General features: G+C 59.5%; 21 protein-coding genes. 8 read left to right on the top strand and 13 right to left on the bottom strand.

Features of this window, described 5'->3' with window-relative positions; all coding sequences use genetic code 11:
• The first annotated feature begins 126 nt into the window (after positions 1-126).
• On the top strand, positions 127-1,800 hold the full coding sequence (locus ACOYXH_RS16675; protein WP_008088238.1) for a DEAD/DEAH box helicase: 1,674 nt from the start codon (positions 127-129) through the stop codon (positions 1,798-1,800).
• A 105-nt stretch (positions 1,801-1,905) separates the two neighbouring features.
• Here the strand turns inward: ACOYXH_RS16675 and ACOYXH_RS16670 are convergent, their stop codons facing one another.
• Positions 1,906-2,673, bottom strand: coding sequence for a DODA-type extradiol aromatic ring-opening family dioxygenase (locus ACOYXH_RS16670; RefSeq protein WP_220556652.1), 768 nt, complete (start codon positions 2,671-2,673; stop codon positions 1,906-1,908).
• 103 nt (positions 2,674-2,776) lie between these two features.
• On the opposite strand from ACOYXH_RS16670, the gene ACOYXH_RS16665 reads away from it, so the two are divergent.
• Entirely contained in the window at positions 2,777-3,424 is a 648-nt protein-coding gene (locus ACOYXH_RS16665; protein WP_258708612.1) for a thiopurine S-methyltransferase, read from the top strand.
• Positions 3,425-3,539: 115 nt separating this feature from the next.
• Here ACOYXH_RS16665 and htpX read toward each other — a convergent pair whose 3' ends face one another.
• Together htpX and ACOYXH_RS16655 are read right to left on the bottom strand one after the other, a co-directional pair.
• Positions 3,540-4,427: a protease HtpX gene (htpX, locus tag ACOYXH_RS16660; RefSeq protein WP_007908619.1), complete on the bottom strand. Its 888-nt coding sequence runs from the start codon at positions 4,425-4,427 to the stop codon at positions 3,540-3,542.
• A 303-nt stretch (positions 4,428-4,730) separates the two neighbouring features.
• A complete protein-coding gene (locus tag ACOYXH_RS16655) occupies positions 4,731-5,942 on the bottom strand; it encodes a pyridoxal phosphate-dependent aminotransferase (protein ID WP_007908620.1) in 1,212 nt (403 codons plus the stop codon).
• A gap of 224 nt (positions 5,943-6,166) precedes the next feature.
• Between ACOYXH_RS16655 and msrB the strand changes: the two genes are divergently transcribed.
• The 3 genes from msrB (at position 6,167) to ACOYXH_RS16640 (ending at position 7,615) form a co-directional block, all read left to right on the top strand.
• Positions 6,167-6,562 (top strand): peptide-methionine (R)-S-oxide reductase MsrB, encoded by a 396-nt coding sequence (gene msrB, locus ACOYXH_RS16650; RefSeq protein WP_095048451.1) that lies wholly within the window; start codon positions 6,167-6,169, stop codon positions 6,560-6,562.
• 109 nt (positions 6,563-6,671) lie between these two features.
• Positions 6,672-7,157, top strand: a complete 486-nt coding sequence (locus ACOYXH_RS16645; protein ID WP_016985485.1) for a glutathione peroxidase — start codon at positions 6,672-6,674, stop codon at positions 7,155-7,157.
• Positions 7,154-7,615 (top strand): MarR family winged helix-turn-helix transcriptional regulator, encoded by a 462-nt coding sequence (locus tag ACOYXH_RS16640; RefSeq protein ID WP_095048450.1) that lies wholly within the window; start codon positions 7,154-7,156, stop codon positions 7,613-7,615. The genes ACOYXH_RS16645 and ACOYXH_RS16640 overlap by 4 nt, the downstream gene beginning before the upstream one ends.
• On the opposite strand, the gene ACOYXH_RS16635 is transcribed toward ACOYXH_RS16640, so the two are convergent.
• Positions 7,599-9,920: a hybrid sensor histidine kinase/response regulator gene (locus ACOYXH_RS16635; RefSeq protein WP_095048449.1), complete on the bottom strand. Its 2,322-nt coding sequence runs from the start codon at positions 9,918-9,920 to the stop codon at positions 7,599-7,601. The genes ACOYXH_RS16640 and ACOYXH_RS16635 overlap by 17 nt on opposite strands.
• A gap of 167 nt (positions 9,921-10,087) precedes the next feature.
• Here ACOYXH_RS16635 and ACOYXH_RS16630 point away from each other — a divergent pair, with 167 nt between their 5' ends.
• Together ACOYXH_RS16630 and ACOYXH_RS16625 are read left to right on the top strand one after the other, a co-directional pair.
• On the top strand, positions 10,088-10,978 hold the full coding sequence (locus ACOYXH_RS16630; RefSeq protein WP_095048448.1) for an ATP-binding protein: 891 nt from the start codon (positions 10,088-10,090) through the stop codon (positions 10,976-10,978).
• Positions 10,975-11,457 (top strand): GAF domain-containing protein, encoded by a 483-nt coding sequence (locus ACOYXH_RS16625; protein WP_095048447.1) that lies wholly within the window; start codon positions 10,975-10,977, stop codon positions 11,455-11,457. The genes ACOYXH_RS16630 and ACOYXH_RS16625 overlap by 4 nt, the downstream gene beginning before the upstream one ends.
• Here the strand turns inward: ACOYXH_RS16625 and ACOYXH_RS16620 are convergent, their stop codons facing one another.
• The 8 genes from ACOYXH_RS16620 to ACOYXH_RS16585 form a co-directional block, all read right to left on the bottom strand.
• Positions 11,458-14,403, bottom strand: a complete 2,946-nt coding sequence (locus ACOYXH_RS16620) for an HD domain-containing phosphohydrolase (RefSeq protein ID WP_095125132.1) — start codon at positions 14,401-14,403, stop codon at positions 11,458-11,460.
• A gap of 47 nt (positions 14,404-14,450) precedes the next feature.
• Positions 14,451-18,095, bottom strand: coding sequence for a transporter substrate-binding domain-containing protein (locus tag ACOYXH_RS16615; RefSeq protein WP_095125131.1), 3,645 nt, complete (start codon positions 18,093-18,095; stop codon positions 14,451-14,453).
• An 8-nt stretch (positions 18,096-18,103) separates the two neighbouring features.
• Positions 18,104-18,730: a response regulator transcription factor gene (locus ACOYXH_RS16610; protein WP_007908640.1), complete on the bottom strand. Its 627-nt coding sequence runs from the start codon at positions 18,728-18,730 to the stop codon at positions 18,104-18,106.
• Positions 18,731-19,097: 367 nt separating this feature from the next.
• A complete protein-coding gene (locus ACOYXH_RS16605; protein WP_258708611.1) occupies positions 19,098-20,426 on the bottom strand; it encodes a deoxyguanosinetriphosphate triphosphohydrolase in 1,329 nt (442 codons plus the stop codon).
• Positions 20,427-20,502: 76 nt separating this feature from the next.
• Complete coding sequence (locus ACOYXH_RS16600) at positions 20,503-21,666, bottom strand: EAL domain-containing protein (RefSeq protein ID WP_099756841.1); 1,164 nt, start codon at positions 21,664-21,666, stop codon at positions 20,503-20,505.
• A 123-nt stretch (positions 21,667-21,789) separates the two neighbouring features.
• Positions 21,790-22,128: a hypothetical protein gene (locus ACOYXH_RS16595; protein WP_093435122.1), complete on the bottom strand. Its 339-nt coding sequence runs from the start codon at positions 22,126-22,128 to the stop codon at positions 21,790-21,792.
• Positions 22,125-22,511, bottom strand: a complete 387-nt coding sequence (locus tag ACOYXH_RS16590; protein WP_007908652.1) for a phage holin family protein — start codon at positions 22,509-22,511, stop codon at positions 22,125-22,127. The genes ACOYXH_RS16595 and ACOYXH_RS16590 overlap by 4 nt, the downstream gene beginning before the upstream one ends.
• Positions 22,512-22,513: 2 nt before the next feature.
• A complete protein-coding gene (locus ACOYXH_RS16585; protein WP_007908653.1) occupies positions 22,514-22,828 on the bottom strand; it encodes an ElaB/YgaM/YqjD family protein in 315 nt (104 codons plus the stop codon).
• A 305-nt stretch (positions 22,829-23,133) separates the two neighbouring features.
• Here ACOYXH_RS16585 and ACOYXH_RS16580 point away from each other — a divergent pair, with 305 nt between their 5' ends.
• Positions 23,134-24,342: an ammonium transporter gene (locus ACOYXH_RS16580; protein ID WP_460409819.1), complete on the top strand. Its 1,209-nt coding sequence runs from the start codon at positions 23,134-23,136 to the stop codon at positions 24,340-24,342.
• On the opposite strand, the gene ACOYXH_RS16575 is transcribed toward ACOYXH_RS16580, so the two are convergent.
• Positions 24,339-26,051 (bottom strand): cation:proton antiporter, encoded by a 1,713-nt coding sequence (locus tag ACOYXH_RS16575; RefSeq protein ID WP_095048441.1) that lies wholly within the window; start codon positions 26,049-26,051, stop codon positions 24,339-24,341. The genes ACOYXH_RS16580 and ACOYXH_RS16575 overlap by 4 nt on opposite strands.
• Between the last annotated feature and the right edge of the window lie 192 nt (positions 26,052-26,243).

The following is a 26,243-nucleotide window of genomic DNA, read 5'->3' as shown; positions in this document are numbered from 1 at the left end:
CTTTTTTTCATTCATTCGTTTTCGCAAATCCCCGCCGACAAAGCTGCCAGGGCGACTCTTGAGTCTCAACACGGCATGCGCAGCTTTGGAGCATGGGTCTTTGCGGATGCACTTAGAGGCAGACCCATGACCCAGGAAACCGGCGGATTCGCCGCTTTTAATCTTAACCCGAATATTCTTGCAGCCGTCGCAGCGACTGGCTACGAAGAGCCTTCGGCGATTCAGCAGCAATCGATCCCGATCATCATGGCCGGCCAGGACATGATTGGTCAGGCGCAAACCGGTACCGGTAAAACCGCCGCGTTCGCACTGCCTATTCTGCACCGCATCGATCCTGCCAAGCGCGAACCGCAAGCCCTGATCCTGGCGCCAACTCGTGAGTTGGCGCTGCAAGTAGCAACCGCTTTTGAAACCTACGCCAAGCAAATGCCGGGCGTTACCGTTGTGGCCGTTTACGGCGGCGCGCCTATGGGCCCACAACTGAAAGCAATCCGTAATGGCGCACAGATCGTTGTCGCCACTCCGGGCCGTCTGTGCGACCACCTGCGTCGCGACGAAAAAGTTCTGTCGACCGTGAACCACCTGGTTCTCGACGAAGCTGACGAAATGTTGAAACTGGGCTTCATGGATGACCTGGAAGTCATCTTCAAGGCTCTGCCAGCGACCCGTCAGACCGTTTTGTTCTCGGCGACCCTGCCGCAGTCGATCCGCGCCATTGCCGAACGCCACCTGCGCGATCCGCAACACGTGAAGATCCAGACCAAGACCCAGACCGTTACCGCGATCGAACAGGCTCACCTGTTGGTTCACGCTGACCAGAAGACTTCGGCCGTTCTCAGCTTGCTGGAAGTGGAAGATTTCGACGCTCTGATCATGTTCGTACGCACCAAGCAAGCGACCCTGGATCTGGCCAGCGCCCTCGACGCCAAAGGCTACAAAGCCGCGGCGCTGAACGGTGACATCGCCCAGAACCAGCGTGAGCGCGTCATCGACTCGCTGAAAGATGGCCGTCTGGACATCGTTGTCGCGACCGACGTAGCTGCTCGTGGTCTGGACGTTCCGCGCATCACTCACGTGTTCAACGTTGACATGCCGTACGACCCAGAGTCCTACGTTCACCGTATCGGCCGTACTGGCCGTGCCGGTCGCGAAGGTCGTGCACTGCTGCTGGTGACTCCACGTGAGCGCCGCATGCTGCAAGTGATCGAGCGTGTAACCGGTCAGAAAGTCGCTGAAGTTCGCCTGCCGGACGCTCAAGCCGTTCTCGATGCACGCATCAAGAAACTGACCAACAGCCTGTCGCCACTGGTCGCTGATGCCGAATCGACCCACGGTGAGCTGCTCGATCGTCTGACTGCAGACATCGGCTGCACCCCGCGTGCTCTGGCTGCTGCGCTGCTGCGCAAAGCCACCAACGGTCAAGCGCTGAACCTGGCTGCCATCGAGAAGGAACGTCCACTGGTGCCGAACAACGCACCGCGTGGCGACCGTCCTGAGCGCACCGGTGATCGTCCTGATCGTGGTGACCGTGAGCGTCGCGCGCCAATGCCTTTGGGCGAAGGCCGTGCTCGTTGCCGTACCGCGCTGGGTGCGCGTGACGGTATCGCTGCGAAAAACCTGCTGGGCGCCATCCTCAACGAAGGCGGTCTGGCCCGTGAAGCGATCGGTCGCATCCAGGTGCGTGACAGCTTCAGCCTCGTCGAGCTGCCGGAAGATGGTCTGGACAAACTCCTGACCAAACTGAAGGACACTCGCGTTGCTGGCAAGCAGTTGAAGCTGCGTCGCTATCGCGAAGATTGATCCGCCCTTGGGCTGATTGATCGCACATAAAAAATCCCCGACTGGTTCGGGGATTTTTTTTGCCTGTTTTTTGCCTTTGTGGGAGCGAGCCTGCTCGCGAAGGCGTCAACCGAAACGATAAATATCCATGCCCAGCGCGCCCATCGTGAAACCCTGATGAGCAACGCTGAACTCTCCCCCCGCGCCCCGGGCAAAATACAACGGCAACAAATGCTCATCGCTCGGATGGCTGCGCACCGCATTTGGTGCCTGCTGGCGATAATCATGCAGCGCTGCCTCATCGTCGGCCGCCAACTTCTCGATCACCCAGTCACGGAAATCCCGCGCCCACGGCTCGACACTTTCCGGGCCGGCGTGCCAGTCCAGTTCGCGCAGGTTGTGCGTGATGCTGCCGGAACCGATCAGCAAAATGCCCTGATCACGCAGACTCGCCAGCGCGCGGCCGACCCGGGTTTGCAGCGCCGGGCCCGCGCGGCTAGGTAGCGAAACCTGCACCACTGGAATATCCGCCAGCGGGTACATCAGCGACAGTGGCACCCAAACACCGTGATCGAACGGGCGTTGCGGATCGAGACGGGCAGGCAGGTTGTTGGCAGTCAGTAGATCAGCCACCTCAGCAGCCAGTTGCGGATTACCTGGCGCCGGATACTGCACTTCAAACAGCGCCCGGGGAAAGCCGCCAAAGTCATGCCAGGTTTCCGGTTGTGCATGGCTGCTGACCTGCAGTTCCTGGCTTTCCCAGTGCGCGGAGACGATGACGATGGCTTTGGGTTTCGGCAATTCGGCGGCCAGACGAGCCAGAGCCGGGCCACTGGCGCCGGGCTCCAGGGCCAGCATGGGTGAACCATGGGAAATGAACAGGCTGGGCAACATGGCGGGTTCCTGAGCGTTAAGATGGCTTCATCTTCAGTCAGATCATTGATCTAAATCTAATATAAGTTTTAACGCTTTTTGATCGAATTATTGGGAGTGATGCATGCAGCCTGAGTTTTGGCACAAGAAGTGGGCTTCGGGGCAGATTGGTTTCCATCTGCCCGAGGTAAACCCGTATTTGCAGCGGCACTGGGCGGTATCGGCTGCGGCGCGAGTGCTCGTGCCTCTGTGTGGGAAAAGTCTGGATCTGGCGTGGCTGGCCGGACGTGGTCATCAGGTGCTCGGGGTCGAACTGTCGGAAAAGGCTATCGAGGACTTTTTCAGTGAATATCAGGTGCAGCCGCAGATTAGCCAGAAGGGCGCGTTCAAGGTCTATCGCGGTGATGCCATCGAACTGTGGTGCGGTGACTTTTTTGCGCTGACGGCCGCCGATGTTGCCGATTGCGCCGCGTTGTACGACCGCGCCGCGCTGATTGCCTTGCCGGCGCCGATGCGTGAGCGTTATGCGGCGCATCTTCAGCAGATCCTCCCAAAGGGCGTGCACGGGTTGCTGATTACCCTGGATTACGATCAGGCGCAGATGCCGGGGCCGCCGTTTGCGGTGGGGGATGATGAGGTGCAGCGGTTGCTGAGTGGTGCCTGGCAGGTGCCGGTGCTGGAAGAGCAGGATGTGCTGGGGGAGAGCGGGAAGTTCCTTCAGGCTGGCGTGACGCGGCTGGAGGAGCGGGTTTATCGGGTTTCTTCTCGATAGTTTTTGGCTGACAGTGCCTGCTCGCGAAGAGGTCATCAGCAACAATCCATTATTTGCACAGAAACAAAAAAGGCCCGCATCACTGCGGGCCTTTTTCATTGTTACACCGGTCGGATCAACCGCGACGACGCAGGGCGTCGATACGCTCTTCCAGCGGCGGGTGGCTCATGAACATGCGGGCAAAGCCCTGTTTGATACCACCGTTGATGCCAAAGGCGTTAAGGGTGTCTGGCATGTGCACCGGCAGACCTTGTTCGGCGCGCAGGCGTTGCAGTGCGCCGATCATTGCGCTGGTGCCGGCCAGGCGGGCGCCGGCTTCGTCGGCACGGAATTCGCGCTTGCGCGAGAACCACATGACGATCGCACTGGCGAGAATGCCCAGTACCAGTTCGGCGAAAATGGTCGCCACGTAGTAGGCGATGCCCTGGCCTTCTTCGTTCTTGAAGATCACCTTGTCGACGAAGTTGCCGATGATCCGTGCAAAGAACATCACGAAGGTATTCACCACGCCCTGGATCAGCGCCAGGGTGACCATGTCGCCGTTGGCGACGTGGCCGATTTCGTGGGCCAGCACGGCTTTCACTTCATCGGGTGAGAAGCGCTCGAGCAAGCCCTGGCTGACCGCGACCAGTGCGTCGTTCTTGTTCCAGCCGGTGGCGAAGGCGTTTGCTTCGTAGGCCGGGAAAATACCGACTTCGGGCATCTTGATCCCGGCTTCGCGGGACAGTTGCTCGACAGTTTGCAGCAGCCATTGCTCATGCCGGGTACGTGGCTGGCTGATGATCTGGGTGCCAGTGCTCATCTTCGCCATCCACTTGGAGATGAACAGCGAGAACAGCGAGCCGGCGAAACCAAAGACTGCACAGAAAACCAGCAGCTGACTAAGGTCGAGATCAACCCCGTTGGCCGCCATGAACCCGTTGAAGCCGAAAAGGCTCAGGGTGATGCTGGCTATCAGCACGACCGCCAGGTTAGTGGCCAAAAACAGCAGGATGCGCATCATGGTTGTAGAAATCTCCTCAAGCTAAAGATGTAGCGTACTGCGGGGTATATAAGGTGCTGCACCGGGCTATTCAACTGAGTGACTATTTCAAACTGTGTCCTACAGCGGATTCTTCGGTGCCTGGCACATTTCCCACGACAGATAACGATAGGGATGACGGCCAGCCGCGACCCGTCGCCATTAAGCTGGACGCAGGTAAACGGTACGAATCGCAAGTGTAGAAGGCGTGCGCGGACGCGGAACGCAGAAGTGTTGCTGAATCAGACAGTGCGCAACGTTTGGCCGTTGCGCACTGCTGGCCAGTTACTGGCGGTAGGACTTGAGGAAGTTGCCGATACGGCCGATGGCCATTTCCAGATCGTCGACGCGGGGCAGGGTGACCACGCGGAAGTGATCCGGCCACGGCCAGTTGAACGCCGTGCCCTGTACCACCAGCAGCTTCTCGGAGAGCAGCAGGTCGAGGACGAATTTCTCGTCGTTATGGATCGGGCAGACCTTCGGGTCGATCTTCGGGAACGCATACAGCGCGCCCATCGGCTTGACGCAGCTCACGCCTGGAATGTCGTTAAGCAATTCCCAGGTGCGGTTACGCTGTTCCAACAGGCGACCCTGCGGCAGCACCAGGTCGTTGATGCTCTGATAGCCGCCCAATGCGGTCTGGATCGCATGCTGGCTTGGCACGTTGGCGCACAGGCGCATGTTGGCCAGCATGTCGATGCCTTCGATGTAGCTCTGCGCGTTGTGCTTCGGTCCGGAAATGGCGATCCATCCGGAGCGGAAACCCGCCACACGGTAGGACTTCGACAGACCGTTGAAGGTCAGGCACAGCAAGTCCGGGGCTAGCGACGCGGTGCAGATGTGCACGGCATCGTCGTACAGAATTTTGTCGTAGATCTCGTCGGAGAAGACCACCAGGTTATGCGCGCGGGCGATTTCCAGCATGCCCAGCAACACTTCCTTCGAATACACCGCGCCGGTCGGGTTGTTCGGGTTGATGATCACCATCGCTTTGGTGTTCGGGGTGATCTTGGCTTTGATGTCGGCCAGATCCGGGAACCAGTCGGCGCCTTCGTCGCACAGGTAATGTACGGCGTTACCGCCGGCGAGGCTGACGGCGGCAGTCCACAGCGGATAGTCCGGGGCGGGCACCAGCACTTCGTCGCCGTTGTTGAGCAGCGCTTGCAGCGACATCACGATCAGTTCGGATACGCCGTTGCCCAGATAGATGTCTTCAATGCCGACACCTTCAACATTCTTCTGCTGGTAGTACTGCATCACCGCTTTACGCGCGCTGAACAGACCTTTGGAGTCGCTGTAGCCTTGCGCGGTCGGCAGGTTGCGGATCACATCCTGAAGAATTTCGTCCGGCGCTTCGAAACCAAACGGCGCCGGGTTGCCGATGTTCAGCTTGAGGATGCGCTGGCCTTCCTCTTCCAGTCGTTTGGCGTGCTTGAGCACTGGGCCGCGAATGTCGTAGCAGACGTTGGCGAGCTTGTTCGATTTGCTGAACTGCATGGCGATGTGATCCCGAAAATGAACGATCCAGGCGGCGGGTGGACAACCGTACTGGGATTCCTGCGTCTTCACACAGGCGGACGTCTTGAGCCGTGGCTCCCATAATCCGTTTGAATGCGCCCGGTCTGGCTGCCAGACTGGTGCGTGACGAGGCGCAATCATACGTGCCGCCCGATCCGTGGAAAAGGTACAGATCGGGCTTTTTCAGCCGCTGAGGTGTGATGATGGAAAAGTTGGAAAAAACCCTGGAAGAATGGCGTGCGATGCTCGACCCTGAGCAATACAACGTTTGTCGTCTGAGTGCGACCGAGCGCCCGTTCTCCGGCAAATACAACGACACCAAAACCGACGGTGTCTACCACTGCGTTTGCTGCAACGAAGCGCTGTTCGATTCCAAGACCAAATTCGATTCCGGCTGCGGCTGGCCGAGCTTCTACGCGCCGATTGGCGAAAGCGCGATGACCGAAATCCGTGACATCAGCCACGGCATGATCCGCACGGAAGTGAAGTGCGCGCGCTGCGATGCGCATTTGGGTCATGTATTCCCGGACGGCCCGCCGCCGACTGGTTTGCGTTATTGCATCAATTCGGTTTGCCTGGATCTGGTTCCACGCGCATAAACGAATGAAGGCGACCTTCGGGTCGCCTTATTATTCGATAATTAAATTGCACACAATTTAATTGCTCGCTATGTTTGATCTTTCTTGACTGTCTGCGGAGCCCGACGCCATGAGCGACAACCTGTTGAACATTCCGTGCACCACCATCAAGGGTGAGCAAAAGACCCTGGCCGATTTCGCCGGCAAAGCGGTTCTGGTAGTCAACACCGCGAGCAAATGCGGTTTCACCCCACAGTACAAAGGCCTCGAAGAACTGTGGCAGACCTACAAGGATCAGGGTCTGGTGGTCCTGGGCTTTCCGTGCAATCAGTTCGGCAAGCAGGAGCCGGGTAACGAAGGGGCGATCAGTGAGTTCTGCGAGCTGAACTTCGGCGTCAGCTTCCCGCTGTTCAAGAAGATTGACGTGAACGGTGGAGACGCGCATCCGCTGTTCGTGCAGCTGAAAAAACGCGCGCCGGGCCTGCTTGGCTCCCAGGGCATCAAGTGGAACTTCACCAAGTTCCTGATTGGCAAGGACGGAAAACTGGTCAAGCGTTTTGCCCCGACCACCAAGCCGCAGGAGCTGAGCGGCGAGATCGAAGCCCTGCTCAAATGAACAGCTTGCCGGTCGATTCGCTGAAGCTCGACAACCAGTTGTGCTTCAAGCTGTACGCCGCCTCTCGGGCGGTGATTCGTGCCTACAAACCGATGCTCGATCAGCTCGGCCTGACGTACCCGCAATACCTGGCGATGCTGGTGTTGTGGGAATGGCAGGACGCTGCGCCGGAGCAACCGACGGTTAAGGCGTTGGGCGAGCGTCTGGCACTGGACTCGGGCACGCTGACGCCATTGCTCAAGCGTCTGGAACAGTTGCAATGGGTACAGCGCCAGCGTTCAACGCGTGACGAGCGCGAAGTGCACTTGAGTCTGACACCGGCAGGCCAAGCCTTGCGCGAGCAGGTCGGGCCGCTCAAGGCCCGATTGTTGTGCGACAGCGGGGTGGATCTGGACCGTCTCAATGACCTGCGCAGCGGACTTGATCACTTGTTGGGACAGATCAAAGCGCTGGCGTAGTCGGGATCCACTGATCGAGCAGTGCCGCCAGCTCTTCACGGCGGAACGGCTTGGCCAGATAGTCGCTCATGCCGGCTGCGCGGCAGCGTTCGCGTTCCTCGGACATGGCGTTGGCGGTCAGAGCGACGATGGGCAGGCTCGGCCAGCGCCCGCTCTGACGGATCTGCCGGCTGGCTTCGTAGCCATCCATCACGGGCATGTTGCAGTCCATCAGCACCAGATCGAATTCGTGATACTCCAACTGATCCAGCGCTTCGGCACCGTGGGCGGCGACGATGACCTCGCAGCCCAGTTTGCCGAGCATGCCTTTGGCCACCAGTTGATTGACCGGGTTGTCCTCGACCAGCAACACCCGCCCGCGCCGCACCGAGGGAGACGTTTCGAGTTGCGCATCGTTAACGGCGACCACGTCCGGTTGCAGGGTGCGTCGCAGGTTCTGGTACAGAGCATTTCGCGCCAATGGTCGGGCCTGTTGCTGCAGAGGCGCGAGTGCGGCGGCTTCTTCGCTCGGCAGGAAACTGCCGTAGGCGGTTACCAGCAAAATCGGCGCCCCAAGCGTCGGGCGCAAGCCGAACAGACACTCCGGACAATCGGTGATCACCACGTCCGGCGTCAGGCCCAGCAGTGAGTCATCGATGGTGCGCTGCTCATATGTAAGTCCCCACACCGGCAGCAGGCTCTGCAACAGTTCCGCCAGTCCACTGCTGGCAGCGGTGATGGCGAGGATTTTCCCGTGCAGCGGCGCCGGAACCAGTGCGCGGGTATGACACGGCAGTGGCAGCTCGGCACAGAACTGACTGCCGAACCCGGTCTCGGAGCTGATGGTCAGGCGCCCCTGCATGGCTTCGCAGAGGTTGTAAGTCAGCGCCAGACCCAGCCCGGTGCCGCCGTATTGTCGAGTGATGCCGGCGCCCGCTTGAGTGAACGGCTGGAAGATTTTCAGCTGCGCGTCCTGGGCGATACCGATGCCGGTGTCGCAGACCTCGATGCGCACGCCATCCTTGTAGGTCGACAAGCGCACATCCACCCGGCCGAAGCGGGTGAATTTCAGCGCGTTGGACAGCAGATTGCTGACGATCTGCCGCACGCGGGTCGGATCGCCCAGTACCAGTGCCGGGAAGTGCGGGTCGATCAGGCAGGTCAGTTCGACGCTCGGCGCGGCATTCTGCGACAGCAGGTTGGCGGTGTCTTCGATCAATGAGCCAAGATCGAACGGGATGTGCTCAAGCTCCAGTTGCCCGGCATCGAACTTCGACAGGTCGAGAATATCGTTGAGCAATTCGACCAGCACTTTGCCCGAGTCGTGGGCGATCGACAGTTGTTGCTGCTGTTCGGCATTCAACGGACCGTCGAGTGACAGCGCGATCATTCCCAGCAGGCCGTTGAGCGGCGTGCGGATCTCATGGCTCATGTTGGCGAGGAACGCCGAGCGGGCCTCGGCCATTTCCAGGGCGGTGCTGCGGGCGACTTCGAGTTCCTGATTGGACTGGCTCAGCCGTGCGTTGATCGCCTTGAGTTCAGCGGTGCGCGCCGAGACGATGTTTTCCAGTTGTCCGAGGTAGTCGGTCAGACGGTTTTCGGCGTTGCGTCGCTGCTGGATCTCGGTGGCAATGTTCTCGAATTGCTGATTGGCGACTTTGACCAGCACGCCGATTTCATCGTTGCCGTGCCCGGACGGGCACTCCAGCGTGGTCGGCTCGGCGCTGCGCGGGTCGCGCCCGCTGAGTTCGCGGATGACCCGCACCAGTGGTTTGGTCAACATCACATAGAACAGCGCCAACAGGATGCCGGTGAGAATCAGGCTGCGGGCGAAGCCATTGAGCAGGGTCACCTCGGCGCGGCGCAGGAAGCGGCTGCCGAACGCATAGGTGTCGACCTCAAGGCTTAACACGCCCAGCGATTCATTGGGCAGATGATCCAGATACAGACGGTCTTCGAACTGGCGTTTGGCGCCAAACAGGAAGTCGCTGATGACCCGATAGCCGCTTTGCAGTTCCGGGCGTTTGACGCTGGCCAGCACCGTATTGTTGTTGTCGATCAGTTGCGCAGAAATGATTGCCGGCGAGCGCAACAGGCCCAGGGTCAGTTCCTGCGCCAGTTCGGCGTCGATGTTGTAGGCGATCCGTGAGGCCGGGTTATGGCTGATTTCCAGCAAAGACAGGATTTCACGGTTGATGGAGGCGTCTTCACTGGCATAATCGATGCCGATTTGCAGCAGGCTGAGCAGCGTGCCCAGAATGAACCCGACCAGCACGGTAAGCCTGGCTTGCTTGTAAGACAGCCGGTGGGTGAATTTGATATCCATGGGGTGTTGAACCACTTCCGTTTCCCTTCGCTGCTCAAGCATAGTCGATCATGTATGGATACCGAGGTTCCCGAATCGCCTTGTAACAAGGCTTGGTAGGGTGATTTTTATCTGTGTGTCGTCGCAGGATTCACCATCATCACTGTGAACGTGCCCGAGGAGAAGACGTGGATTCCCGATTAAATGCTTTTCTTGAACGCGCCGAGTCGGTTCTGGCGCGTATCGAACCGTTGTTGCCGGCACCACGGCCGGTGATCGACTGGGGCACTTGTCTGGCGGCGCGCTGGCAACGCGACGGGCGCAGCGGCTATCTGATGCCGCTGGAAGTCAGCCTCGACATGCGCCTGTCCGACCTGATCGGCGTTGACCGTCAGCTCGAACAACTGGGGCGCAACACCCAGCAGTTTCTCGATGGTATGCCGGCCAACCATGCGTTGCTCTGGGGTTCGCGCGGTACCGGCAAGTCGTCGCTGGTGCGGGCCTTGCTGGCGGAGCACGCTGCCGCCGGCCTGCGCCTGATCGAGATCGAGCGTGATCATCTGGCGGATCTGCCGCGGGTGGTCGAGCAGATCGGCAAGCTGCCACAACGCTTCGTGCTGTTTTGCGATGACTTGTCGTTCGAATCCGGTGAAGGCGATTATCGCGTGCTCAAAAGCGTCCTCGACGGTTCGCTTGAGCAGGCCCCGGACAATGTATTGCTGTACGCCACCTCCAACCGCCGCCACCTGGTGCCGGAAAAGGAGAGCGATAACGAAAACTGGAAACGCGTCGACGGCGAACTGCATCCCAGCGAAGCCGTTGAAGACAAGATCGCGCTGTCGGACCGTTTCGGTCTGTGGCTGTCGTTCTATCCGTTTACCCAAGAACACTTCCTTAACGTCGTCGAACACTGGATCGGCCAGTTGGCCGCCAAGGCCGGCCTGAGCTGGCAGCGCGACGAAGCACTGGACATCCTTGCGGTGCGTTGGGCCACCGGCCGCGGTAATCGCAACGGACGTTGCGCGTACCAATTCGCCCGTTACTGGGTGGGACTGAAATTGTTGGAGCACAAGGCATGATTGATTTGCAACAAAGCGGCCAGGGCCTCGAAGGCTATGGCATGTTGGCCGCACAACTGGAATCGCTGCTGGCGGACGAGCGTGATTTTATCGCCAACGCCGCGCAGTTTTCGGCGTTTCTGTTCAACCAGCTCGATGACCTGAACTGGGCGGGTTTTTACCTCAACCGCAACGAAGAACTGGTGCTTGGTCCGTTCCAGGGGCAGATCGCCTGCGTGCGCATTCCGTTTGGTCGTGGTGTGTGTGGCGCGGCGGCGGCCACTCGGCAAACCCAGCGCGTTGAAGACGTACACGCGTTCCCGGGGCATATCGCCTGCGACAGCGCCTCGAACAGCGAACTGGTCGTACCGTTGGTCAAGGACGGGCGCCTGATCGGTGTACTCGACCTCGACAGCCCGAAACTGTCGCGTTTTACCGCGCAGGATCAGGCCGGCATCGAGCAACTGGCGGCAATTTTCCTGCGTCTGACCGACTGCTGATCACGCGGTGAGGCCAGCCTTGTGCAACAGGCTGGCCGGATCGACGTTATCGATTTGACCGGGATCGAGAAAACGCACGGCGTACTGCATGTAAACGCCTTCGTTGATGAACAATCCAAACAGCTGGGCATCGATGTGCGCCTCACGGCACATGGTGGCCATGATCGCCAAGGCCTCGCTCAGCGTTTTGGCCTTTTTGTACGGGCGATCGGCTGCGGTCAGCGCCTCAAAGATATCGGCAATCGCCATCATCCGCGCGGGCAGGCTCATGTCCTCACGCTTCAGGCGTTTCGGGTAACCGGAGCCGTCCATTTTTTCATGATGGCCGCCGGCGATTTCGGCAATGCTGTCGAGGTGGCCGGGGAAGGGCAGGTGGCTGAGCATCATGATCGTCTGCACCATGTGGTGATTGATCATGTAACGCTCTTCGCGGGTCAGGGTGCCACGGTTGATGCTCAGGTTGTACAGCTCGCCGCGATTGTATTTGTGTTGCGGTACATCCAGTTTGAAGCCCCATGGATTGTCTTCGGGGATCAACTCGTTCGGGTCGCGTTCAAGCAAGTGCTCCGGCTTGTCTGCCAAAAGCTTTTCACTGACCGGCAGATTCGGTGCCGGCGTGCGCGCCTGACGCCGGTTCTCTTCCCATGACACGCCCAAGCGGTCATCAAGGGTGCGCAGCCAGGTGCGTTGCGCCAGATGGTCAAGGCGCTGCAGATCCGCCTCTGCCATCGCTTCACTGCCCAGATTACAGCGCGCGACAAACGTAAAATCGTCGTCCAGCGCCGTCAGCGTGGCATCGCGCAATTCGGCCAGTGCAGTCTCATCGCCGCCCAGAGCACACGCCTGCCAATAGCTGATCCAGGCATCACGCTTGAGCACTTCGAAACGCGTGCGAATTTCATGAATACGGTCGTTGATGGTTTCCAGTTTGGTGGCCTTGTCGACCACATATTCCGGCGTCGTCACTTTGCCGCAGTCGTGCAGCCACGCGGCAATGTGCAAGGCTTCCCATTCATCCTCGCTCGGTTGGTAGGCACTGAACGCCGGCGCCTCGCTTGCCGCTGCCGCTTGGGCGAGCATCAGCGTCAACTCTGGCACGCGCTGACAATGGCCGCCGGTGTACGGACTCTTGGCGTCGATAGCGCCAGCGAGCAGTTGAATGAAGGCGTCGAGCAATTGCTTCTGGCGGGCTTGCAGGCGTTGGCTCTCGATACTGACCGCCGCCGCGCCCGAGACAGCCTGGAGGAACGCGATGCGATCAGGGCGCAGTTTTTCCAGATCGGCTGCCGTGCCGCTGTCGCTCACCAGCAGAATCAGCAGGCCGATGGTTTCGTCGTGGCGGTTGTGCAGGCGGATGCCGATCAGATGGATGCGGGGCGATTGCATTGCCAGCAAGACCTTCTGCAAGTCGCCGGCCTGATCGACGCCGAAGTTGCTCACCACGTTGTTGGCGCCGACCAATTGTTCAAACCACGCCGGCCCTTTGTTCTGTTGCAGGTCGTGTCCCTGAATGTCGAATGCTTCCAACGCCTGAGACGTACCATCGATCACCAGCCCGTATGGCTCCATGCGGCTGCTGTCGCTTTCACGCAGATAGATCAGCCCTGCCTGCGCCTGAGCAATCTGCACCGTTTCAAACAGCACCCGTTGCAGCAGCGGGGCGAAGCGGGTTTCGGCGCCGAGGGTGTCGGTAATCCGGAAGAAACTCGCCAGAGTGTCTTTCATCCGCGCCATCGACACACTCAACTGGTCGACTTCAAGCACCGGCGAGCGGCGGGCCAGAGGAAAGTTGAAATCGAAACTGCGAATCGCGTCGGCTTCCTTGACCAGCGCATGCAACGGCTTGACCAATATCCGCGAAATCACCCAGCCCAGCGGCAAGCACAGCAGCAGGGTCGCGAGGGTGATCAGCGCGCCTTGCCAGCGCAGGCGGTAGGCATCGATCAATAACTCGTCCTCGGGCACCAGCAGCGCCAACTGCAAACCTTTCGGGCCGCCCTCCTGAATGCTGCTGCGGGCGACGATCCACTGGCGACCATCGGCTTCCAGGCGATTGCCCGCGGCTGCGCCGGACAACAGCGCATGCAAGCCCGGACTCAGATCCGCCGCTTTGGCCAGATGCGCGCCGCTACTGTCGACGATCAGGCGTTCGCTGTCGGGATAGGCCACGGCGTTGCCGTCGGCATCGAACAGGGCAATTTCGGTGGAGGGTGTGACGACATGTTTGCTCAGCGCCGCCGACAGGGCGACCAGCGTCAGGTCAGCACCGATGACGGCGTTCTCGCCGCTGCGTCGGGCCAGCGTCGTGCCGACATTGCGCGTGGAGAAAAACACGTAGGGCTCGGTGGTGATTTGTTCGTTTTGCTGGCGAGCATGGTTGAACCACGCGCGGCTACGCGGATCGTAGCTGTCGTCGGGGTTGTCCTGACGGCTGATCAGCGACAATGTCTGGTCAAGAAACAGCGATTGCGAGTGCACCGCGCCCTGCGGGTCATGTTCGATACTCCAGACCTGATACGCCGCCGCTTCAGGGGCCTTGAGCAATGTCTTGATGGCGGCGCTGCGCAGCGGACGCACCATGAAGAAATCGCCATTGGCATAACCCAGATATAGCGATGCCAGATTGGGATTGTCGTTGAGCGACTGGCTAAACGGTCGGAGCAAGGGCAAGCGTTGTTCAAGGCGCGCGGCCTGAGTGGCGGGGTCATCCGCCAGCAAACTCAGCAGGTGACGAATCGGCTGATAGGTTGCGGACATGTCCAGACGTACGTCTTGTTCGATCCTTTCGAACAGCTTTTCGCTGCTCGACAGGATGATCTGCGTCGTCTGGTGGTAATTGAACAGGCCCAGTACGACCCCGGTGAGCAGCAACAGGAATGTGAACATGACGCTGATGTGTACATGCAGCGGAAACCGGCGTTGCTCCGGGCGCAGTGGGCTGGGCATTTCGGACTCTCCATGATGGTTAACTCACTGCTCAGCGCCAAGCATAGTTAAGGCAAGCTCATTGTGCTTCGATCCGACACCGCCAATTGTTGCTGTAATGCCTGCTCCAGTTCGAGCATGGCGCGGTTGCTCGCCTCGCAACGGCGAGCAACTTCGTCTGTCGCCATGGCCTCGGCGCAGGCCTGCTCAAGGGCATCGCAACACTCGATTACGCGCGATGCCTGCGCGATACGTGCCGCGCCCTTGATTTTGTGAGCGACCACCGCCAGCGCCCCGCGATCCTGTTCCGGCGACAGCGCGAGCAGTTCCTCTCGGTCGAGACGGCTGCTTTTGAGCAATTCCGCCAGCAGACGGCGAGCCTGGGCCGGATTGCCACCGGTCAGCATGTTCAGGTTTTGCAGGTTGAAAGCCGGCGGCGCTGATGTCGGTGTGATGCCATCGACCCACTGGCTGAGCAGGCTCAGGCTCAGGGGTTTGAACAGGCAGTCGTTCATGCCGGCCTGCTTGCAGCGCTGGATTTCTTCGGGCTGCGCATTGGCCGTGAAACCCAGCACGGTGCATGGCGGACAGCGCGCTTGCAGTTCCTGCTGACGAATGGCGCGGGTCAGATCATAGCCATTCATCAACGGCATGTTGCAGTCGACAATCACCAGATCGAAGTGACCGGTCTTCCACAGTTCCAGGCCGCTGCAACCGTTCTCGGCAATGCTGAAGTGATGGCCGAGAAACTCCAGTTGTTGACACATCAGCAGGCGATTGGCGGGATGGTCATCCACCACCAAAACGCGTAAGGGGGTCTGCGATGCCTTGATTGGGGATTCACTTTTGACCGTGCTCAGCTGTATCGGCAGCGTTTCCAGTGCCAGCGAGACGCAGACCTGGGTGCCGATGCCAGGCTGGCTGCTCAATTGCAATTGCCCGCCCATCATTTCGCACAGGTTGCGGCTGATCACCAGCCCCAGGCCGGCACCACCTCTGCCTTGCTGGCTGCTGTTTTCCGCTTGGGCAAACGGTTCGAACAAGCGCTGCTGATCCTCGGCACTGATACCGACGCCGCTGTCCTGTACGGTCAGCTGCATCAGGGCGCGGGCAGGTACATCGGTGTTCATGAGGTCGAGGGTGATCCGCACATGCCCCTGTTCGGTGAATTTGATCGCATTGCTGACCAGATTCGACAGCACCTGCTTGAAACGCAGTGGGTCCAGATGCACATCGACGGCCAGATCTGGTGGGTTGAAGATGACTTGCAGGGAGAGGTTTTTCTGCCGGGCGAGACCGTCGAAGATCCTGGCCACTGACGTCACCGTATCGACCAGATTGACCCGTTCCGGACAAAGACTCAGACGCCCGGATTCGATCCGTGCGATGTCGAGAATGTCGCCGATCAAACCCAGCAAGTCCTTGGCCGAGTGGTACGCGGTGTCGATGGATGAGCGATCCGGGTGCTGCGGATCCATGCGTTTGAGCGTCAGTTCGAGCATGCCGATCACCGCGTTCATCGGCGTGCGGATCTCGTGGCTCATGGTCGCCAGAAAGGTGCTTTTCGCCCGGTTGGCCTCATCCGCCCGTTCTTTGGCCGTACGCAACTCGTCGAACAGCTGGCGGCGCTCGCTGATGTCGATCCAGCCGCCAATGATGCCTTTCACCTCACCGCTGGAGTCGCGGTACGGCAGTATCCAGTGATAGATCGTCAGACGCCGGTTGCCGATGTGCAGGGGCCGGTCGACGACCATCGGCGTGCCTTCGGCGATGACACGCTGGTAATCGGCCTGAAACGCTTGGGCCTCAAAGGCATTGCTCAGGGAGCCCTCGATGACGTTTTTGCCGATGACTTCCTCGCGGCGGGCATTGAATGCTTCGAGATAGCTCTCATTGCAACTTTGCAACCTGCCCTGGCGGTCGCGCACGTAAATTGGATGCGGTGTGCCGTCGACCAGCGAACGCATGAATTCGAACTGGTCGTTCAGCGCTCGTTCGGCAGCCTGGCGTTTTTTGATCTGGTGGCGCATGTAAGCGTTCCAGACCAACAGCAACAGCAGTAACAGGAAAGCGCCGATGATCACTTGATAGAACAGGCGTTGGTAGTTGTGCCAGATGTTCTGCGAGACAGTGGAGTAACCGCGCCAGCGCCCATTGATCACCCCCAGTTCGTCGGGCGCGATGCTCAACAACGCCTTGTTGATGATCGACGTCAGTTCCGTGTTGTCCCGCGCGGTCGCCAGTGAAAACGCCGCCTGGCCCGTGCCGATCGTGGTGGTGATCTGCAGCGCCTGATTGAAGATTCGCGAAGAAATGAAATAGTTGGCAATCACCAGCGAGTTCACCGCACCGTCGACATGGCCTTCAGCGAGCTGGGACACCGCGCTGAACGTATCTGCCGTTTCGATCAACTGGATGCGCGGATATTCCCGACGCAGGTACTCGACCATCGGATTGCCTTGGGCAATCGCCAGTCGCTTGCCCTTGAGCTTGCCCAGATTGGTCGGACCATCCGCGCTTTTGCGGGTCAGTAGAACGTAGGAGTTTTCCAGATAGGGACGACTGAAGTTGAGGGTTTTCTCGCGCTCCGCCGTCGGCAGTAATGCGGCGATCAGATCGGCTTGATGATGGTCGATCTGCTGGATCATTTCCGCGTCGTTGCGGCTGCGACGGATCTCGAAACGCAGGCCGGTGCGCAGGCGGATCAGCTCGAGCAGGTCGGCACTGATGCCGCGAAAATTACCGTCGTTGTCAAAGAATGTCAGCGGCGCGAACGCTTCATTGACCACCACACTGACCACCGGATGTTGTTTGAGCCACGCTTCTTCGCGCTGGGTCAGTTGCAGTTTCCGGTCGGTGAGCAGCAGATCACTGCCAGCGCTCCAGCGCTTGGCAATATTGTCACGCTCACTGGCCGGCACAGCTTTTAGTACTGTGTCGATGATGGCCAGCAGTTGTGGGTTGTTGCGGCGCACGGCGAAGCTGAATCCCTGGGCCTCCTGCTTGCCGAAATTGGCCATGCGCACGTTGTTCAGATAACCCTTGTTGATCATGTAGTGAGTTGAAAGCGTGTCGCCGAGAAACACATCGGCCTGATCGAACGCTACGGCGTTGATTGCATTCTGGTAGGAGGGGTAGCAGGTGATGAGCGCTTTGGGGTACAGCGCTTTGACTTCGGGCAACGGCAGATAATGATAGACCATGCTCAATCGCAGCCCGGCCAGGCCTTCGGTGAGTGAGCGGGTTTCGTCCTCGCGGGTAACCAGCACCGGCATGTCAACGGCGTAGGGTATCGACAGCGCCAGGTTGGCATTGCCCGCTTCGAAGCCGTTCGCGGTACCGAGCAGGTCGATCCGGCCATCGACCAGTGCGCTAATCGCCGCGTCCCGAGAGGGAAAGCGCTGCACCCGGATCGGTAGACCGGTGGCCTGGCCGAGGAGCCCGGCGTAATCGGCCGTCAGACCTTCGTAATCCTTGCCACTGGTCGTCATGTCAAAAGGCGGGTAGTCGGGCGCGGAGGTGCCCACGACCAGTTCGTTACGTGTCAGCAGCCACTGCCGTTGGGAGTGTTCGAGCGTGACCGGAACTGGCTCGTCCGCCGACCGGCTGAGCAAGGCATAGTCAGGTGAGGTGCCGGGCATGGCGAACACATTGGCGCTCAGGTAAAAACCTGCGCTCAACGCAATTAAATAGTCCTTTAAACGGCTGGGCATGCGGGCTCTCACACGAGTGCGTTTCGTTTGGCCATCTCGATAAGTTCTACAAGGGATTTGGCCTTGAGTTTTTGCATCAGACGTTTTTTGTAGGTGCTGACGGTCTTATTACTTAGAAACATGCCCTTGGCTATTTCCTTGTTAGTGCGACCCTGGGCGAAAAGTTGCAAGACCATCAACTCGCGATCATTAACAGATTTGAATAATTCAAGTTCGGCAAAACGGATATCGTCGCTGCGCACCGGATTCAATGCCTGGCTGGGAAAATAGTTGTAACCGGACAGTACCGCTTTGATCGCACTGACCAGTTCACTCAAGTCTTCCTGTTTACAGACATAACCCGATGCGCCGGATTGCATGCAGCGAATGCCGAACAGCGTCGGACACTGTGCCGTCAGGATCAGGATCTTTAACGGGGAACCCATGGCATTGAAGCGAGCCAGTACTTCGAGGCCATCCAGCTTGGGGATGCTCACATCGAGAATGACCAGATCGGGCATGCACTCGCGCACCATTTGCATGGCATCGACTCCGTTATCGGTTTCACCGACGACCTTGTAACCTTCATGCTCCAGCAGCATTCGAACGGCGAGACGGATGACCGGGTGATCGTCGACAATAAAAACGGAGTTCATAATCAAATCCCATGCAAGCACGAATAAAGCGCGCACCTTAGCTCAGTTGAATGAGCACTCGCATGAAGTGACATGGCTTCAGTCACGATATCGGATTAATCCTACAATTAATGAGGAAACGGACTACAACCAAACTAGGTTTGACGTAAGGAAGTGCTGGATTTGAACGGGCTTATAGTTTGACTTGAATGATTTGCAAGTACTGGCCGTAAATGGCTTTTTAAAGATGTTTAAAGTTGCTGAGTCATCGGCGCAATAATTGCCGCTATTCCAGCCATATCAGACGCCCGTCGACACTTGTGGGTCGATAATCACAGGCTGTGTGGATACGGACGGCCATCGTTATGGCCGCCCGTAGGCGAGCGGGTCAGTGACTGGAGCGCCCGGTCATTTCCAGCGCCATGTCGCTGGCGTAGCTGTCGGTCATGCCGGCGATGAAATCGATCATGCGCAGAAACGACGTGTGTAACGAACCCTGCGGATCCGGTGCGTTACTGCCCAGCAGATCGAGAATGCGCCGGCTTTTGAACGACGGTGTACGACCGTTGTGTTGTTCAAGCGCCGCGCCGCAGAACGAGTTGAGCAGAATCTCGAGCGTGGTATAGGCGCCGATTTCATGCAGGGTTTTGCGTTTGTCCTGAAAGATTTTCTTGCGGGCGATGTCCTTGGCATTCAGCACGCAACGCTTGGCCGGGCCGTGCATGTGCTCGACCAGATCGCCGTGCAGCGTGCCGGCGAGGAGGGCGTCCTGTTGTTCGACAAAGGCCCGTGCGGCGGCGTTGGTCAAATGCTCGATGGCCTTGCCGCGCAGGATCGCCAGTTTGCGTCGGCGCGAATCCTGCGGGCCGAGTTGGCGATAGGTTTCCGGCAGATCATCACCCACCAGCCCGAGCAGCAGCGATTCGACTTCGGCGTAGTCCAGCAGCTCCATTTCGAGACCGTCTTCGAGATCAATCAGCGCGTAGCAGATGTCGTCGGCGGCTTCCATCAGGTACACCAGCGGGTGACGCGCCCAGCGCTGGTCTTCGATTTGCGGCAGGCCCAGTTTGTGGGCGATCTGCTCGAGCAGCGGCAACTCGCTCTGATAGCAGCCGAATTTGTGTTTCTTGTAGCCCAGGGAGTCGGCGTGGCGCGCGGTCCACGGGTACTTCAGGTAAGTGCCGAGGGTGGCGTAGGTCAGTCGGGTGCCGCCGTCGAACTGGTGATACTCCAGCTGAGTCAGGACCCGGAAACCCTGGGCATTGCCTTCGAAATTGAGGAAGTCAGCGCGTTCGGCTTCGCTCATGCCGTCGAGCCAGCCGCGTCCGGCGGCCTGCTGGAACCAGTGGCGGATGGCGTCTTCACCAGAATGGCCGAACGGCGGATTGCCGATATCGTGGGCCAGACACGCCGATTGCACCACCATGCCGAGATCGGCCGGGTCGCACCATTCGGGCAAGACAGTGCGCAGGGTTTCACCCACCCGCATGCCCAGCGAACGGCCGACGCAACTGACTTCCAGCGAGTGGGTCAGGCGCGTGTGAATATGATCGTTGCTGGTGACCGGGTGGACCTGGGTCTTGCGCCCGAGACGGCGGAAGGCGCCGGAGAAGATGATGCGGTCATGGTCTTTGTGGAAAGGGCTGCGGCCAAGTTCTTGCGGGCTGTGCAGCGGCTTGCCGAGGCGTTCGCGGTTGAGCAGGGTGTGCCAATCCAAGGCTGATTCTCTCCGTCAGGTGACTGGGGGCGTTGGCCCCTAGCTTCCCGGTTCACGTCCGCCCCTGCAAGCGGAACTACAGTCCGGCGGCGTCAATGTCGATCAGCAGCAAACGTTCACCGTTGTCGAAAAACTGCCCGGCTGTCAGGCAGTACTGATTGCTGGTGGCATCGCGGTAGGTATTGGAGAGCGTCAAGCGCCGCTCCTCCCAACCTTCGGCGAGCAAATGATAGAAGTACGGGCGCCACGACCAGTTGTGCCCCAGATAGCGATTGTCGGCGACCCAGCCATGCTGCCGCCATTCCAGATTGGGCGTCAGTTGCGTGCCGTGGCGATCGCATTGATAAAACCGCAGCAGCCAGGGGAAGGCGTCCAGTTGTGGCAAAGCGCTCAAAGGGGCATGGGCCTGAGCCCAGGCTTGCAGGATCGACATCAGTTCAGCGAGTTGCTGGCGCATTTGCATCAGTCGTCCGCGCTCCACGAGTTTCTGCCGGACATAGCGCTGGCGCAGCTCGGCGAAGCGTTGGACGAACGCGTCACTGGGGAAAAACGCCTCCTGTGCCCGTGCGAACAGGAATCCCTGCACATAGCGCGATCCGCATTCCAGGGCGAAATTCAACTGCGCTTCGGTCTCGACGCCTTCGGCGATGATCCAGCAGCCGGTCTTCTCGGCCATCTGCGCGAGGGCCTTGACCACGTCGCTGCTCGGCCCGCCCAGTGCCGCGGCCTGGAACAGGCGCATATCGAGTTTGAGAATGTCCGGTTGCAGCGCCAGCACCCGATCCAGTTGCGAGTAGCCGGCGCCAAAGTCGTCGATGGCGATTCTTGCTCCCGCCTCGCGATAGCGCGCGACGACTTCGGCTAGGCGTTGGCCATTGCCACCCAGTTCGGTGATCTCGAAGACGATGCGTTGCGGATCGATGTCGTAGCGTGCCAATTGCTTGAGACTGGGCAAGGCCTGATCGGCGCGCAGGCGACTGATCCAGCGTGGCGACATGTTCAGGCTGAGAAACCAGTCTGCCGGCGCTTCATGCAAGCGGCTCAAGGCGTTATCGCGGATCTGCCGGTCGAGACGGCGCAGGGCAATGGCGGGCGTGCGCGGGTCGGCGAATAGAGGCCCAACCGAGTTCAGTTGACCGTCGGCCTGGCGCAGGCGCCCCAGCGCTTCGACGCCGGCAATGCGTCCGGTGGCGGTATCGATGAAAGGCTGAAAGCAGGCGAGCGGTTGCCCGTCGATCACGGGGCCTCCTTAGTGGTTCTTGTTCTGGTGAACCCCGCCGACCGGGTAGGCGCACGGGATCGAATCTCCGGATAAAGAGATTCATCCCGCCGACAGTGCAAGAATGTAGCCAGATGTATCTGTTTAGCGTTTCGCCGAGCTCTGCATCACCAGTTTGATCAGCGGCCCCAGGCTGGTGCCGAGCCGGATCAAGCGGGTCAGGCCACCGACACCGCCGCTTTTCGCGCCTTTGCCGGTGATGAAACCCAATAGCGTAACGGCGGCCACGCCCCACAAAGGCGCGTGTTTGATGCCGAAACCACCTTGCAGGTTTTGCGACATGCCGCGCATGCGCTGCAGAGGCTGCAACACTTGCCCGGCTTCATGGCGGATTTCCTGACGATGCATTTCCATGCGCAGGCGGATCAACGCCTTGCGCATTTCCCGACGCGAGCTGTTGTGTGGCAGTTCAGGCAGGCTCATGGCAGCAGGCGCTCCCGGTCGTTGGCCAGCTCTTCGAGCGTGCCGTGGAAAGGCGAGGACTCATCGAAGATCGCAGCCTTGAGGCGCAGCGCGCAGAAGATCGAGGCCAGGGTATAGAACACGCACAGGCCGATAATCGCAGCAAGGCGATAAGTGTCCCAGAACACAATCATCACCAGTGTCGATAAGCCCACCAGTAATAACAGGGCAAAGACTAACGCCAGGCCTGCGAAAAGCAACAGGCTGACGGTACGTGATTTCTGCTCCTGCAATTCAATGCCGAACAATTCGACATGACTGTGCAGCAGACCGAGAACGGCGGCGCCCAGGCGTCGCGTGGAAGAGGCGGTGCCCGCAGTCGGGCCGGATTCACCGATCGACATAATCAGCGCCGGGTAGCCAACAGGCCGATCAGGAAGCCGACACCGGCGGCAATACCGACGGACTGCCAAGGGTTGGCCGAGACGTAATCTTCGGTAGCAGTGACTGCCGCCTGACCGCGATCACGCAAGGTTTCTTCGGTCAGTTTCAAGGTTTCGCGGGCGCGCAGCAGGCTGTCGTGAATCTGCTCGCGCAGCTCATCGGCCTGATCGCCGGCCAGGGTGGCGGTGTGCTCGAGCAAGCGTTCGGTGTCGGCGACCAAAGTCTGGAAGTCGTTCATCAGGATTTCTTGAGCGGTCTTTGCCTTGATGCTGGCCATGGGTGGATCTCCGTAAGTGACGTCTGAAGCGTTCGAGTATGAGCCTTGCGCGAAGGTTCAGTACAAATGACTGGTACAACTTTTGCTGTGTCGTGGTGCGTTCCCCGGCGGTTGTGCGCTGTTGTCGGGCGTGCGCCTCGAGAAACCTTATCCCAAACAAGCCCGGTTCGTGTCAGGACATCGACCTCGTGCGCCAAAGCGGTTCGCCGGACCTTCGGATCTGCGACTGCGCGGTCGCAACTTGGTGCATGAAATGTGCGTATGAACCGCTTTGGTGCCTTTTTCGCCTTTAGGTCTGCCTGCTTATGGAAAATCTGCAAAGCGCTGTGGACACCCTGGTTCACAGCTCCAATACCTTGTTCATTCTGATCGGTGCGGTGATGGTGCTGGCGATGCATGCCGGTTTCGCCTTTCTGGAAGTCGGTACGGTGCGCCAGAAAAACCAGGTCAATGCGCTGTCGAAAATTCTCAGTGATTTCGCCGTCTCGACCCTGGCCTATTTCTTTATAGGCTATTGGATTTCCTATGGCGTGACGTTTATGCAGCCGGCGGCGGTACTGAGTGCCGATCACGGTTATGGACTGGTGAAGTTTTTCTTCCTGCTGACCTTTGCCGCAGCGATCCCGGCGATCATTTCCGGCGGTATCGCCGAGCGCGCGCGTTTCGTGCCGCAGTTGTGCGCTACGGCCTTGATTGTCGCGTTCATCTACCCCTTTTTCGAGGGCATGATCTGGAACGGCAACTACGGTTTGCAAGCGTGGCTGACGGCGCAGTTTGGTGCCGCTTTTCATGACTTTGCCGGTTCCGTAGTGGTGCACGCCATGGGTGGTTGGCTGGCGCTGGCGGCGGTATTGCTGCTGGGGCCGCGTAATGGCCGTTATCGCGACGGTCGTCTGGTGGCGTTCGCACCGTCGAGCATTCCCTTTCTGGCGTTGGGTTCGTGGATTCTGATTGTCGGCTGGTTCGGCTTCAACGTGATGAGTGCGCAGACGCTGCAAGGCGTCAGCGGTATGGTGGCGGTCAACTCGTTGATGGCGATGGTCGGCGGCACCATGGCGGCGCTGCTTGTCGGACGTAATGACCCGGGCTTCCTGCATAACGGCCCGTTGGCCGGGTTGGTGGCGATCTGTGCCGGGTCGGATTTGATGCATCCGGTTGGTGCCCTGGTGACGGGCGCGATCGCCGGTGCACTGTTTGTCTGGTGCTTTACCGCCGCCCAGGTGAAATGGCGCATCGACGATGTCTTGGGTGTGTGGCCATTGCACGGCTTGTGCGGCGTGTGGGGCGGGATTGCCTGCGGGATCTTCGGCCAGACTGCGCTCGGCGGTATTGGCGGCGTCAGCTTGATCAGCCAGTTGATCGGCACCGCGCTGGGTGTCGCGGTGGCGCTGATCGGTGGCTTCGCTGTATACGGCGTGATCAAGGCGTTGCATGGGCTGCGCCTGAGTCAGGAACAAGAGTATTACGGCGCCGACCTGTCGCTGCACAAGATCGGCGCGGTAAGTCAGGATTAAGTCTCGGCATCGTCGCTACCGGGATAAAAACCGTGAAGCAGCCGATAGCGGTCGATGCGCACCTGATCGACTTTTTCCTGCACCTGATGTGCCGGCAAGCCAAGCATGATCAAGGCGTGGGAGGCGAGCATCAGGCTCGATTCCAATAGTTCCGGCACCACTTCGGTGGCGCCGGCGGCTTTCAGTTCGGCCCACTGGCTGTCGTCGCGGGTACGCACCAGTATCGGTACGTGGGCGTTGAGCCGACGTGCTTCCTTGAGGATACGCAGGGCAATGTCGCTCTGATCCACGGCAACCACCAGCAGTCTGGCGCGCAACAGGCCAACAGCAGTCAGCAGATCGCCGCGCGACGAGTCACCGTAATGCACGTCGCTTTCTCCACTGGCGGCTTCCTGTACCCGCACCGGGTCATTGTCCAGCGCAATAAAAGGCTGCTTGGCGTTGCGCATGAAACGACCGATGGATTGGCCGACGCGGCCGTAGCCGCAAATCACCACATGCTGGTTGAGGTCGGCATTGAGTGCGCTGATCTCTTCGATCTGCGCCTCCTGATTGGGTTTGCGGTGCAGCACTGCTGCGATGCGTGGCGCTGCGCGCAGCAACAGGGGCGTCAACAACATCGAGCAGAACGTCGCTGCGAGCAGCAGGTCGCTCAGTGCTTCGGGCATCATGCTGTGTTGTTGCATCTGTGCCATCAGGGCGAAGCAGAACTCGCCCCCCTGGGCCAGCGCCAGACCGCTGCGCCATGCTGTTTCGCTGTCACTGCCGCGCCACTTCACCAGCAAGGCGACGACGATACCCTTGATCACCATCAAGCCGACGGTGAGCCCGAGGATCAGCAGGCTGTGACTGACGAACAGTTGCAGGTCGATGAGCATGCCGATGCTGACGAAAAACACCCCGAGCAGAATGTCGCGGAACGGCCGGATATCCGCCTCGATCTGGTGTCGATAGTGGCTTTCACCGAGCAACATGCCGGCCAGAAATGCACCAAGGGCAGGGGACAGCCCCAGCAGGTGCGTCAGCCAGGCGGTCAAAAGCACAATCACCAGCGCCAGCAGCACGAACAACTCTGCCGAGCGTGACGCGGCCACTTCATGGAACAGCCGCGGCAGTAACCAGCGACTGGCCAGCAGCAGACCGACAAACAGCACCACGGTTTTTGCCAACGTCAGTGGCAGCGCCCAGTACCAGACTTGCTCGCTGCTACCGGCGAACACCGGCACCAACGTCAGCAGCAATACCGCGATAACGTCCTGAAACAGCAAAACGCCGACAGCATTCTGGCCATGACTGCTGAACACCTCGCCGAGGCTGCCCAATTCTTTGGTCACAATCGCCGTTGATGACAGCGAAAGTCCGGCACCGAGCAACAGCGCCGGCGTCATCGGCATGCCCAACAGCATCAGCAGCAAACCGAGCAGCGCGGTGCTGATCAGCACCTGCTGGCTGCCGAGACGAAACACCACCTGGCGCAGGGCGATCATCTTCGACAGGGAGAACTCCAGGCCAAGTGAGAACAACAGAAACACCACGCCCAGCTCGGCTACGTCAGGCAAGTGTTCGCTTTCGTTGACCCAGTCGAATGCGCTCGGCCCGACCAGCAGACCCACGCACAGATAACCCAGAACCGGCGGCAAACGCAGGCGACGGAACAGGGCAATGACCACGAGGGACGAGGCGAGGATGATCAACAGATTGGCAAACACTGGACACTCCGATGGCAGATCAGGCTTTTCAAGCGTAGAGGCAAAAAGACCGGGAGGATCGCGCAAATGATTTTTCTGTGGACTGATTTGCGTCAGGGTTTTGCCTGTGAACCTTCGTTGGGGAGCTGGAGCCTTTGGGCGGCGCTGGCTCGACGGGTTTTCAGGTGCGGCCTAGAATAGGCCCACTCATTT

Source organism: Pseudomonas sp. Mb7, from assembly GCF_054790525.1.
The sequence above is the reverse complement of the archived record's forward strand: the minus strand, read 5'-3'. Positions and strand labels throughout refer to the sequence as shown.

What these genes read in the sequence shown, in the direction of transcription:
- ACOYXH_RS16670 (WP_220556652.1), bottom strand. Translation starts at nt 2,673, where the DNA reads ATGTTGCCCAGCCTGTTCATTTCCCATGGTTCACCCATGCTGGCCCTG.
- ACOYXH_RS16675 (WP_008088238.1), top strand. Translation starts at nt 127, where the DNA reads ATGACCCAGGAAACCGGCGGATTCGCCGCTTTTAATCTTAACCCGAAT.
- htpX (WP_007908619.1), bottom strand. Translation starts at nt 4,427, where the DNA reads ATGATGCGCATCCTGCTGTTTTTGGCCACTAACCTGGCGGTCGTGCTG.
- ACOYXH_RS16615 (WP_095125131.1), bottom strand. Translation starts at nt 18,095, where the DNA reads ATGCCCAGCCGTTTAAAGGACTATTTAATTGCGTTGAGCGCAGGTTTT.
- ACOYXH_RS16635 (WP_095048449.1), bottom strand. Translation starts at nt 9,920, where the DNA reads ATGGATATCAAATTCACCCACCGGCTGTCTTACAAGCAAGCCAGGCTT.
- ACOYXH_RS16620 (WP_095125132.1), bottom strand. Translation starts at nt 14,403, where the DNA reads ATGCCCAGCCCACTGCGCCCGGAGCAACGCCGGTTTCCGCTGCATGTA.
- ACOYXH_RS16580 (WP_460409819.1), top strand. Translation starts at nt 23,134, where the DNA reads ATGGAAAATCTGCAAAGCGCTGTGGACACCCTGGTTCACAGCTCCAAT.
- ACOYXH_RS16655 (WP_007908620.1), bottom strand. Translation starts at nt 5,942, where the DNA reads ATGCAGTTCAGCAAATCGAACAAGCTCGCCAACGTCTGCTACGACATT.
- ACOYXH_RS16640 (WP_095048450.1), top strand. Translation starts at nt 7,154, where the DNA reads ATGAACAGCTTGCCGGTCGATTCGCTGAAGCTCGACAACCAGTTGTGC.
- ACOYXH_RS16625 (WP_095048447.1), top strand. Translation starts at nt 10,975, where the DNA reads ATGATTGATTTGCAACAAAGCGGCCAGGGCCTCGAAGGCTATGGCATG.
- ACOYXH_RS16645 (WP_016985485.1), top strand. Translation starts at nt 6,672, where the DNA reads ATGAGCGACAACCTGTTGAACATTCCGTGCACCACCATCAAGGGTGAG.
- ACOYXH_RS16595 (WP_093435122.1), bottom strand. Translation starts at nt 22,128, where the DNA reads ATGAGCCTGCCTGAACTGCCACACAACAGCTCGCGTCGGGAAATGCGC.
- ACOYXH_RS16610 (WP_007908640.1), bottom strand. Translation starts at nt 18,730, where the DNA reads ATGAACTCCGTTTTTATTGTCGACGATCACCCGGTCATCCGTCTCGCC.
- msrB (WP_095048451.1), top strand. Translation starts at nt 6,167, where the DNA reads ATGGAAAAGTTGGAAAAAACCCTGGAAGAATGGCGTGCGATGCTCGAC.
- ACOYXH_RS16585 (WP_007908653.1), bottom strand. Translation starts at nt 22,828, where the DNA reads ATGGCCAGCATCAAGGCAAAGACCGCTCAAGAAATCCTGATGAACGAC.
- ACOYXH_RS16665 (WP_258708612.1), top strand. Translation starts at nt 2,777, where the DNA reads ATGCAGCCTGAGTTTTGGCACAAGAAGTGGGCTTCGGGGCAGATTGGT.
- ACOYXH_RS16590 (WP_007908652.1), bottom strand. Translation starts at nt 22,511, where the DNA reads ATGTCGATCGGTGAATCCGGCCCGACTGCGGGCACCGCCTCTTCCACG.